Here is a 10,465-nt window from a genome sequence, read left to right on the forward strand (position 1 = left end):
GGCCTCGGCGCCATAGCTGGCGGACAGCGTGATCTGCGGGTACATCGCCGCGGTCGCCACGCCGATTTGCGCGCTGGCCTGATGCAGTACGGCGTCGGCGGCGAGGATGTCGGGCCGCTGCTGCACCAGTGCCGACGGCAGGCTCACAGGCAGCGTCTCGGGCAACGAAAACATCTCGAGCTTGAATTCGGGCAACGCGGCGTCGCTGGGCAGTTTGCCGGTCAACACCGCGAGCTGGTGACGCACCTGGTCGAGTTGTTGTTGCAGCGGCGGTAGCGTCGCGCGGGTCTGCGCCACCAGGGTCTGTTGCGCGAGTACCGCCGTGCGGCCCACGCCCCCCAGTTCGAACTGCTTGCCGAGTACGCCCAGTTGCTCGTCCTCCTCGGCGGTGATCCGCTCGGTTGCCTCGATCTGTGCACGCAGCGACGCTTCCTTGATGGCCGCGGTCACAATGTTGGCGGACATCGCGAGATAGGCGGCCTGCAACTGGAAGCGCTGGTAATCGACTTGCGCGTGCAACGCTTCGAGTTCGCGCCGTGCGCCGCCGAACACATCCAGTTTGTACGACACGTTCACCGATGCGTTGTAGAGATTGAACTCATCGACGACGCCAGGCCGGCCGAACGCGATGCCGTTCAATTTTTCGCGGGTGGCGCCAAGTTGCGCGTCGACGCTCGGCAGAAGGGTGCCGCCGGCTTGCGCCGAGAAGTTTTCGCGCGCCTGCCGCAATGCGGCTTGCGCCGCGGCGATGTTAGGGCTGTTGACGAGCGCCTGACGGATCAGCGCATCGAGCGGCTCGCAATGAAAGAGCGCCCACCAGGCGGCGGGAATGTCCTGTCCCGGCACAAAGCGCTGCGGCAAGCCGGCGGCCCCCGGAGAAGAGGCTGTTTGCTCGGGTAGCGGCGAAGCGGTGTAGGTGTCGGTAGCTGGCGCGGGGGGAGAGCGGTAGTCGGGGCCGACCATGCAGCCGGCCACTGCGGCGCAGCCGCAAAGCGCGACGCACAGGCGCCGCCGCCGGACAATACGCTGCTTCAAGTCGATCATCGATCCACCTTATATCGCCTGCGTTCAGCCTAAACGAAGGAGCGGACGCGGATATTCAGGCAACGTGAACTTTTGATGCTTCTTTTCCCGACGCTGGGATCTACCATGCGGGACGATATCTACGCGTAGCCTAGCATGGTCGATTGCTGCGCGCGCCGCACGAGATCACGTAGTCAATGCGCATGACGGTCGTTCAGGCAGCCACCTCCATGGCGAGGGATTTCCCTGGATCTGGCGAACCGGCGAACCGGCGATGCGGCGAACGCAGCTGCAGCCGATCATCGATCACTAAAATCGGCTCGAGACGCACGAGGGAAAGAACGGTTGGTGAAAATAGAGCGGCAACCGCGACCTCAAGGTGAGGATGCCGCATGACTGGCGCAGGCCATTGTCACGGTTCGTCACGCGACTGGGGGCGGAACACAGATCCAGCCAGCCGGATAGCGACACTTACAAATTCATTCATGGCGCCTCCTGATGCAAACAGGGCCATGAATCTATTTCAGTTAATCGAGCTCAACTCGCGCAGGCATTCGAAAATGACTCGGTTATCAAAGACATTCTCTAATACCCAAAAGGCACCGCCGAACGTTTCTCTTCATAAAAAACGACCGTATATATCGATTAAAAATATTTAGATTGCATACCGTTATGTGGCATTGCCTGAAATGGCGTCACAACCCTATCAACGATTACAAGTTCAATGTAAGCTCTCCCGGTCCATTACTATCGGGGTCAATTTAATGCGGAATACCATGAAAGCGCAGAAATGGATTTCTTCCTGGATCGCGGCTGGTTTGATCGGGGTGGGCATCGCAGCCTGCAGTTCGTCTGGCACGTCGCCGGGGAACAGTGCGGCCGCGAATGCGGCCGTCCCCACGGATGACCAGATCGTGTCCGCGTGGGACTACCTGTATGGGCGCTATCTGGTGTTGCAGCAGGAGAATTACGACATCAATGTCGAGAAGGTCGGCTACAACAAGATTAAATACAACCCGCTGGGATCGGCCCAGTTTGTGAATCCAAACCTCGACGTAGCCTACCTTGAGGCATGGCTCGCCGCAGACAGCGATCATGCCGTCATCCTGAACGTGCCTCGAGTCAAGGGGCGTTACTACACGGCTGAGCTGCTCGACGGATGGGGCGAAGTCATTACCAATATCAACGAGCGAACATATCCCGACCACCCCTATGGAAAGTTCGCGCTGGTAATCAAAGGAACAAATCCGCCGGTACCGTCTGATGCCATCAAGATTGAGTTGCCTTCTGCCAAGGCGAAGTTGCTCGCGCGCGTGGAACTGAAGGGATCCCCGAAAACAGCGGTGCATTTGCAGCACCAGTTCAAGGTGCAAGCTTCTCCTGACATCGCGATTGATCCGCCCTTATCCGTAGCGGCCTTTACGCCGGCTGTTCCTATCCGCGCCGAGATTTTCGATCACGTAACCGAAGTACTGGCTACCTATCCGGACGCCATGCCGAAGGCGCCGGAGTATCAGGCGGCGGCAATCAACGTTGCCAACTACATGAAGGGCAACGACGGCGCCCGCAAGCGGGTCGACGATGTGATCAGGACCAAGGCGATTCCTGGCTTTCTGGCCGGCGCCAAGGGCTTCGGCACACAGAAGGGCGGTTGGTCCGTCTCTTACGTGGCAGGCAAGTTTGGCAATGACGTGATGGCGCGCGACATCATCAACTACGGCTGTCTGTGGGCAAACGCCATTAGCGAGGCAATCTATTTCGTAGGTCTGACCGACAGCGACAAGCAGCCGCTTGATGGCAGCAAGACCTATGAAATCCGGTTTGCTAAAGGCGAAAAGCCGGACGCGCACGTGAATGGATTCTGGTCAGTCACGCTGTACAGCGTGCCGGACTACCGCGTGGTACCCAACGCGATCCACCGCTATAACCTGAATAACGTGTCCCATCTCAAGGCCAACGCGGACGGCAGCACCAGTATCTGGCTGGCGCCCGTACGGCCCAAGAACGCGCCACAAAGCAATTGGCTGCCTACGCCTGAGGGCAAGGGATTCTCGCTGACCTTCCGCGCGTATGTGCCGAAGCAGGAAGTCCAGCAAGGTGAATGGTTCCCAGCGCCGATCATGGCGGTGCAATAAGCCATCTGCGATGAATGTCTGCTTCAGCATCAGTGTCCATATCTGGCAAACAAAAATAGGAAGATCGAATGAGCCGAATTGCCGCCGTGCCGCTGTTTACTTTCGCCGCCGCTGTCATCCTCGCGCAGTCGGGCGTGACATGGGCTCAAACGGTCGATACCAGAATTGGCAAGATCGAACTGACAGAAGGGGTGCCCGCAAACGCTGCGATGGTTCAGAAGCTCTTCGACGAATCGGACTTTCAGCGCGCCTCGCAGGCCTATGTCTGGGGTCTGCCGATCGTAGGTTTTGCTCAATGGCAATATGACGCGCGGACCGTGTTCGGGGCGAAAGATACCGACATGGTGATTTACCAGTCCGTGCAGGACAAACTTGGCATTCTCACCGCAAATGCAACTACGCCTTACATCGGCGGCTTTCCCGACCTGTCGAAGACCGGGCCGCTGGTAATCGACTATCCGGCGGGCAGTTCTGCTGGCGGCATTGCCGATTTCTGGCAGCGCTCACTGACAGACATGGGTGAAACCGGCCCGGACATGGGCAAAGGGGCGAAGTATCTGGTCATCGGTCCAAGACAAGCGATACCGGCTGTCAAAGGCTACCGGGTGATTCAATCGCCGACCTTCAATATTTTCGTGGCATTTCGGGCGCTCGACGCGGACCCCGCCAAGGCCGACGCGCTCATCCGGTCGTTTCATTGCGAACCGGTTATCGAGCGCGACCGCGTCATGATGGGCATGCTCAAGCCGCTGGGCATCGAGAAGGGCAAGCCCTTCGCACCGGATGAGCGGCAACGCAGGATTCTCGCCGATGGCGCACAAGTTGGCGAACTCTTCGCACAGGCGAATGCATTCAACAGCCGGACGCCGGGTGCGCAATATCGGCCGGACGCAAGGTGGCGCTACGTCATCCTGTTCGACCCTTCGCAGGAGTCGAAGTACTACACCGAAGTGGATGAGCGTGCCGACTACTTCTATGAAGCTGTGACGACTTCGAAGGGGATGACGACGAAGACGCCGGGGGTCGGGCAGGCTTATCTTGGCGCCTACAGCGATAAGGACGGCAAGGTGCTCGACGGCAGCAAGAACTACGTTCTGCATGTGCCGGCGAACCCGCCAGCCAAGCTGTTCTGGTCTCTGACCGTGTACGACACCGACCAGCGCGTCCTTATCGATAACGGGAAGGGCGTTGCGGACAAATCTTCACGACAGGACCTGGTGAAGAACGCGGACGGCAGTGTCGATCTCTGCGTCGGCCCTGACGCGCCAACGGGGAAAGAAAAGAACTGGATTCCCTCTGTTCCCTGGAAGGCGTGGTTCGCTTATTTCCGGCTGTATGGTCCGCTTCAGCCTTACTTTGACGGCCAATTCGCTTTGGGCGATTTCGAGCAGACAAAATAGTCCGACCAGGCGAGCGGCGTCGCGAAAAGGCGGCGCCGCAATTGCACGCTACCCATGATCACTCAAGAGTCGCGCGCTCAGCTGAGAGCGAGCGCCTCGTCCTTGCCTCGGTCGACTGTCAATTAATATCTTTTGCGACCTAATTGCGTCGGAAAAATATATTGGACGTCTTACCGGCGCTCTCGCACTATTCATACCTTTCCAGCGCACATCGTCCACGCTATCGCGGGCCACCGCGTGCGGACTATCGGCGTGCCGTCACCGTCCGCAACGGTGCATTGGCTAGCCTGGGCGCAATTCTAATTTTGATGACAGCAATCCCTGAGGATACAGATGCCTAACTATCGTTCACGAACTTCGACTCATGGCCGCAACATGGCCGGCGCCCGCGCCTTGTGGCGCGCCACCGGAATGAAGGACGATGATTTCGGCAAGCCCATTATTGCGGTGGTGAACTCGTTCACCCAGTTCGTGCCGGGCCATGTGCATTTGCGCGACCTGGGCGCGCTGGTCGCGAAGGAAATCGAAGCGGCCGGCGGCGTGGCCAAGGAATTCAACACCATCGCAGTGGACGACGGCATCGCCATGGGTCACGGCGGCATGCTGTATTCGCTGCCCTCGCGCGAACTGATTGCCGACTCGGTGGAATACATGGTCAACGCGCATTGCGCCGACGCCATGGTCTGCATCTCCAATTGCGACAAGATCACCCCGGGCATGTTGATGGCCGCCATGCGCCTGAACATCCCCGTCGTGTTCGTCTCCGGCGGTCCGATGGAAGCGGGCAAGGTCAAATCGCCGACAGATGGCCAGGTGATCGCCAAGATCGACCTGATCGACGCAATGATCAAGGCGGCCGATCCCAAGATCAGCGACGCGGAAGTAGCGGAAGTCGAGCGCAGCGCCTGCCCGACGTGCGGCTCCTGCTCGGGCATGTTCACTGCGAACTCGATGAATTGCCTCACCGAGGCGATCGGTCTGGCGTTGCCCGGCAACGGCACTATTGTCGCCACGCATGCATGGCGCAAGGGCCTGTTCGAACAGGCCGGCCGCCTGGTGGTGGACCTGTGCCGCCGCTACTATCAGGAAGAAGACACGTCGGTCCTGCCGCGCAGCATCGCCAGCAAGCAGGCATTCGAGAACGCCATGGCGCTCGACGTAGCCATGGGCGGTTCGACCAATACCGTGCTGCACCTGCTGGCAGCGGCGCAGGAAGCCGGCGTCGATTTCACGATGTCCGACATTGATCGCATCTCGCGCAAAGTGCCGTGCCTGTGCAAAGCGGCGCCCGCCACCGACAAATACCATATCGAAGACGTGCATCGTGCCGGCGGCATTCTCGGCATTCTCGGCGAACTGGCGCGTGCGGATCTGCTCGACCTGTCGTGCGGCAACGTGCATAGCGGCACGCTGGGCAACGCCATCGCCAAGTGGGACGTCGCCGGCGGCGCGGGCGAAGAAGCGCAGAAATTCTTCCGTGCGGCCCCGGGCGGCATTCCGACCACTGTTGCGTTCAGCCAGGAAGCCACGTTCGCGTCGCTGGATACCGACCGCAAGACCGGCTGTATCCGCAGCAAGCAGGACGCGTATTCGAAAGACGGCGGCCTCGCCGTGCTCTACGGCAATCTCGCGGAGAAGGGCTGCATCGTCAAGACCGCGGGTGTCGACGAATCGCAATGGATTTTCTCCGGACGCGCGCGCGTCTTCGAGAGCCAGGACGACGCCGTCGAAGCGATTCTGGGCGATAAGGTCGTGGCGGACGACGTGGTCGTGATCCGTTACGAAGGCCCCAAGGGCGGCCCCGGCATGCAGGAAATGCTTTACCCCACGTCGTATCTGAAATCCAAGGGCTTGGGCAAGACCTGCGCGCTGTTTACCGACGGACGTTTCTCGGGCGGTTCGTCAGGGCTGGTGATCGGGCATGCTTCGCCGGAAGCGGCCGAGGGCGGCACGATCGGTCTCGTGGAAGACGGCGATGTGATCGAGATCGACATTCCTAATCGCAAGATGCACCTGGCGGTGTCGGACGTTGAATTGGCACGCCGTCGCGAGGCCATGGAGGCACGCGGCGACAAGGCCTGGATGCCGGTGAATCGTGAACGCGTGGTGTCGCAAGCGTTGCAGGCCTACGCCGCGCTGGCGACCTCGGCCGACCGCGGCGCGGTGCGGGATCTCTCGCAACTTAAGCGCAAGTGAGTCGGAACGGCCCTGTCGCAGTAAGGCGATCAGGGCCAAAGAGATCGCTATGCGGAAACCATCGTGACACGACTCCGCGGCACGGCCACGCGCCATGCCGCAGAGTTTGCCACTTGCTTAGACTGGTTCAAGCCTTATCAGAACGGCCACCAGCCAAAGCCACCATCCTTACCGTGTCCATCGCCGTCGTGATGATCGTCGTTGTGATCCCGGTCGAATTGGAACGAGCCGAAGAGATCGCTGATGGCCGGCGCGTTGGTCGGTACATACGGGTTGCCTGAGAGCTGCACCGGGTTCGGCAGATTGTCGCGGCTGCGCTGCGTGATCGGAGACAGCGACCAGTTGCGATCGATGAACTTGACGATCGACGCATGATCCGAATATTCATGCACCACGCGACCGCCGCGGGAATACGGCGACACCACGATCATCGGAATGCGCGGACCGTCGCCGAAGAAATCCACCGGTTGGATATAGCCCGAATCGTAGTAGCCGCCGCCTTCGTCGGTGGTGATCAGGATCGCCGTCGACGCCCACAGCGCCGGGTTGTCCTGGACCGCATCGACAAGCATGTGCACGAACGCCTCATACAGCCCGAACTTCGACGATTCGGGATGCCCGTCCAGCAGACCACCCGGCTTCACGAACGAGACGGCCGGCAAGGTTCCGGCCGCGATATCCGCATAGAGGTCGGTTGTGTCCTGCAAGTGCGCAGCGACAAGCGCCGGACTGTTCATGATCGCGGTTTCATAGAGGAACGGATTGCAGATGTTGCAATAGACGCTCTTGGACGGATTGCTGACGAACGTCTTCCAGCCTTCGCCGTAGTACTTCCACGAGATGTTTTTCGCCAGCAGCGAATCCGCGATCGTGCGTACCGGCGAAGGCGGAATCGTGAAGGCGCTGCTGGTGTTCAAGCTGCCGTCGCCGTTATAGCCCGGGTTGTAGTTGTTGAGCAGATAGTAAGTGTTGGCCGCGCAGTTCGGGTCGGGGTGATAGGGCAGTGTGCCCAGGTAATGGCGGATCGCGCCTACCCCGGGCTGCTTCGGGTCCGAGCAGTTGCTGTAGGTACCGCCTGAGTAACCGTCCTGTGTGTACCAGTTGTTGGTGCCTTTCAAGGGATGCGGATTTTCGATCTGATCGGCAGGCGGGGTCGTGGCGTTACCGTTGCCGTCGGTGTAGTAGAGCGCGTCAGCCGTACCGATCATGATGCTGTTCGCACCCGTGCCACCCATCACCGGCTGGTGATAGTTGTCGCTGATCGTATATCGACGCGCGAGTTCGGTGAAATAGGGCATATCGCCGGTATTCACGTTGTAGTAGCCGAGTGCCGTCGATCCTTCGTTCGTGGTCTGGTCGGTGAAGTTGGCTGGCTTCGGCTTGCCGTTCGAGCCGGCGCCGATCGACGTTTCGACCCACACAAACAGGTCCATTCTGCAACCGCTGGGATTGTCGTACGTCGCATGCGAGACGTTACAGTCCGACTGCTGCCAGTTCTGATAGAAGCGGTGCACCGGGCTATTCATGTACTGATCGTAGTCAGGACCCACTCGCGAAATCTGATAGGGGCCGTTCGGCAGGTTGAAGGTGTTTGTACCAAAGCGCGTATCCGGTACCTGTTGCGGCAAGCCCGACGCGCCGGTCGTCAGATGCACGAGGTCTTTTGCGAAGAGTGTCGACCCTTCAGCAGCCTGAGCTGCCCCAAGGGTTGCAAAGGGCGGCGGGCTGGTGTCGCTCGGGGCGGTCGCCACAAAGCCCGTGTTGGGTGCCGGCAGTACGGTATAGGGCTTTTTGCCGGAAGGGCTCAGCTCGAAGCGGTTGGGGTTGTCGGCGTCGGCGGTGTACTGTGCGGCTACCGCGAAATTGGGCCCCGGTTTGCCGTCCTCTGTGATGATGCCTTTGGAGAGCAGATTCGATACCGTTTGCCCATGCCGCGGCGTATAGGCGCCGAACACATGATCGAAGGTGCGGTTTTCGCCCACGACTACGATCACATGCTTGATCGGCGAGGTCGTTTGAACGGCGGGCGCGTTAGTCTGCTGACTGGCGGAAATGGACGGGTAGAGTGCGGTGCCGACCGCTAGTGCAGCTGCGCCGCACGTCAGAATGGCTTGCAGGACGGGTTTTCGTGGGACGTTATCAATACGCTTCATGGATCTCTCCAAACGGGGATTGACACAGGGCGCACCGAGCGGCAGCGAGCGCCATGCGTCGCTTACCGAGCGTTGCTTTGCATTACCGCGCGTTACATCGGAGAGAAAGTTAGGCTTGCTGTGTGTCCAGCGCGGGTTGGAAAAATGTCCGTGCCACGTGAGTCATGTGACGCAGCCGACGAAGACCTTTCGAAACCTTGCGAAAGGGTGTCGGGCGTTGATGAGTATCGATCCGAATTCGATCGCACTTGTGCGTCGGTTGGGTTTTAAACAGGAAGGTTTTTCACCACGCTATCTCCGCATAAATGGCGAATGGCGAGACCATGAGCGATGGGCGTTGCTTGCCGACATGCCCGGCTAGGCACGAGCCGTTGTCCTTCACGTGTATTAGCCTAGACCGGACCTGACAGGTAGTCGGACAAGCGAAGGTACCTAAACTAGCTAGACACGCGACGCAAGAAGTCTGATGCCGGCAATCCCGAATACTACGGCCAGGCATCCTTCCAGGGCACGACGGGTCCGCACGTACAACCTGCGAGCCGAGTCCGTCGAAAACAGTACGGCGTAACCGCCGAACACCAAACATCCAATGGCCGCACAGCCTGCAATTACAGCACTATGGGCAGATCCCGTGCTGTTCGACGATAGAGCAACAATTGAAACCCAAACGAGAATGGCTTTCGGATTGGTGAGATGGAGCATCGCTCCGCGGGCGTAGACGCCCGTCAATGTCGGTGTTCGTTCCACCTTCAGTACGGATGCAGCTGCTGTCGCAAGCGCATTGCGTCCGGATTTGAAGGCTAGCCACAAGAGATATAGACCACCAAAAATCTTGACTGCAATGATGAATTGAGAATAGGCGTTCAGGGCAGCCGAGACGCCTAGCGTTGCCACCGTCGCCCAAAACATCGACCCCGAGATGACACCGAGTGCGAACATCAACGCCGCTTTCCGGCCGTGACTGGCCGCGATGGACATAATTGCGAGGTTGCTCGGCCCGGGACTCGCGGTGCCAACGAAATACGCTGCATAGGCAAGCAGCAGGTTTGTCGAGAAGAAGGCGTTTCCAGTCATGTTTTGGTTCCGGAAATGGAAAGTGGCCTAATTATCGGGCTTTGCCGAAACGAGCGGGAGTGGCAATATTGCCATCTTTCGAGGAATATCAGACATGCGCGCCAGTGTTCGTCGAACGAGGCGGGCGGATGGCGCCGCATGGCCGAAGCAAGTCAAACGCCCGGGCCGCCTTCATGAATGCCTCAATCCGACCTGTTTCGTCGAAAACCCGTGATTCGCAAGCGGACCCGGGGCCGAACCAAACGGCAGATCGATGCGAACAACATCGCATGGACCCGACTAGCACGATTACATCGAGGAGCGCTCCGACGCATGCGCGTCGGAGCGCTTCGCACTTTAGGCGCGCAAGGGCCTTAATCCCGTGCGCACTTCGTTCGCGAAGATCATCGGTTCTTCCCATGCCGCGAAGTGCCCGCCCGTTTCGGGTTTGTTGAAGTAAATCAGGTTGTGATAGGCCTTTTCGGTCCAGGTCTTCGGCGCCTGG

The 10,465-nt window shown here is 59.5% G+C and carries 6 protein-coding genes and 2 pseudogenes; 4 read left to right on the top strand and 4 right to left on the bottom strand.

Annotated elements, in window-relative coordinates; genetic code table 11:
• Positions 1 to 1,044, bottom strand: a 1,044-nt coding sequence (locus tag GNZ13_RS19715; protein WP_172167357.1) for an efflux transporter outer membrane subunit, incomplete at its 3' end; no start/stop codon positions are given.
• A 653-nt stretch (positions 1,045 to 1,697) separates the two neighbouring features.
• Between GNZ13_RS19715 and GNZ13_RS19720 the strand changes: the two genes are divergently transcribed.
• The 3 genes from GNZ13_RS19720 (at position 1,698) to ilvD (ending at position 6,754) form a co-directional block, all read left to right on the top strand.
• Entirely contained in the window at positions 1,698 to 3,158 is a 1,461-nt protein-coding gene (locus GNZ13_RS19720) for a DUF1214 domain-containing protein (protein WP_328807257.1), read from the top strand.
• Between the two features lie 68 nt (positions 3,159 to 3,226).
• Positions 3,227 to 4,558, top strand: coding sequence for a DUF1254 domain-containing protein (locus GNZ13_RS19725; RefSeq protein WP_172167359.1), 1,332 nt, complete (start codon positions 3,227 to 3,229; stop codon positions 4,556 to 4,558).
• A gap of 333 nt (positions 4,559 to 4,891) precedes the next feature.
• Complete coding sequence (ilvD, locus tag GNZ13_RS19730; RefSeq protein WP_172167361.1) at positions 4,892 to 6,754, top strand: dihydroxy-acid dehydratase; 1,863 nt, start codon at positions 4,892 to 4,894, stop codon at positions 6,752 to 6,754.
• A gap of 137 nt (positions 6,755 to 6,891) precedes the next feature.
• Here ilvD and GNZ13_RS19735 read toward each other — a convergent pair whose 3' ends face one another.
• Positions 6,892 to 8,907, bottom strand: coding sequence for an alkaline phosphatase family protein (locus tag GNZ13_RS19735; protein WP_172167363.1), 2,016 nt, complete (start codon positions 8,905 to 8,907; stop codon positions 6,892 to 6,894).
• A gap of 238 nt (positions 8,908 to 9,145) precedes the next feature.
• Between GNZ13_RS19735 and GNZ13_RS52450 the strand changes: the two are divergent.
• Positions 9,146 to 9,268 (top strand): annotated as a pseudogene (locus GNZ13_RS52450) (GNAT family N-acetyltransferase); the annotation flags it as partial.
• A gap of 80 nt (positions 9,269 to 9,348) precedes the next feature.
• On the opposite strand, the gene GNZ13_RS19740 reads toward GNZ13_RS52450, so the two are convergent.
• Together GNZ13_RS19740 and GNZ13_RS52455 are read right to left on the bottom strand one after the other, a co-directional pair.
• Positions 9,349 to 9,981 (bottom strand): LysE family translocator, encoded by a 633-nt coding sequence (locus GNZ13_RS19740; RefSeq protein WP_172167364.1) that lies wholly within the window; start codon positions 9,979 to 9,981, stop codon positions 9,349 to 9,351.
• A 336-nt stretch (positions 9,982 to 10,317) separates the two neighbouring features.
• Positions 10,318 to 10,465 (bottom strand): annotated as a pseudogene (locus GNZ13_RS52455) (epoxide hydrolase); the annotation flags it as partial.

Source organism: Paraburkholderia elongata (genome assembly GCF_013177735.1).
GTDB lineage: Bacteria > Pseudomonadota > Gammaproteobacteria > Burkholderiales > Burkholderiaceae > Paraburkholderia > Paraburkholderia elongata.

What these genes read in the sequence shown, in the direction of transcription:
- GNZ13_RS19725 (WP_172167359.1), top strand. Translation starts at nt 3,227, where the DNA reads ATGAGCCGAATTGCCGCCGTGCCGCTGTTTACTTTCGCCGCCGCTGTC.
- ilvD (WP_172167361.1), top strand. Translation starts at nt 4,892, where the DNA reads ATGCCTAACTATCGTTCACGAACTTCGACTCATGGCCGCAACATGGCC.
- GNZ13_RS19735 (WP_172167363.1), bottom strand. Translation starts at nt 8,907, where the DNA reads ATGAAGCGTATTGATAACGTCCCACGAAAACCCGTCCTGCAAGCCATT.
- GNZ13_RS19740 (WP_172167364.1), bottom strand. Translation starts at nt 9,981, where the DNA reads ATGACTGGAAACGCCTTCTTCTCGACAAACCTGCTGCTTGCCTATGCA.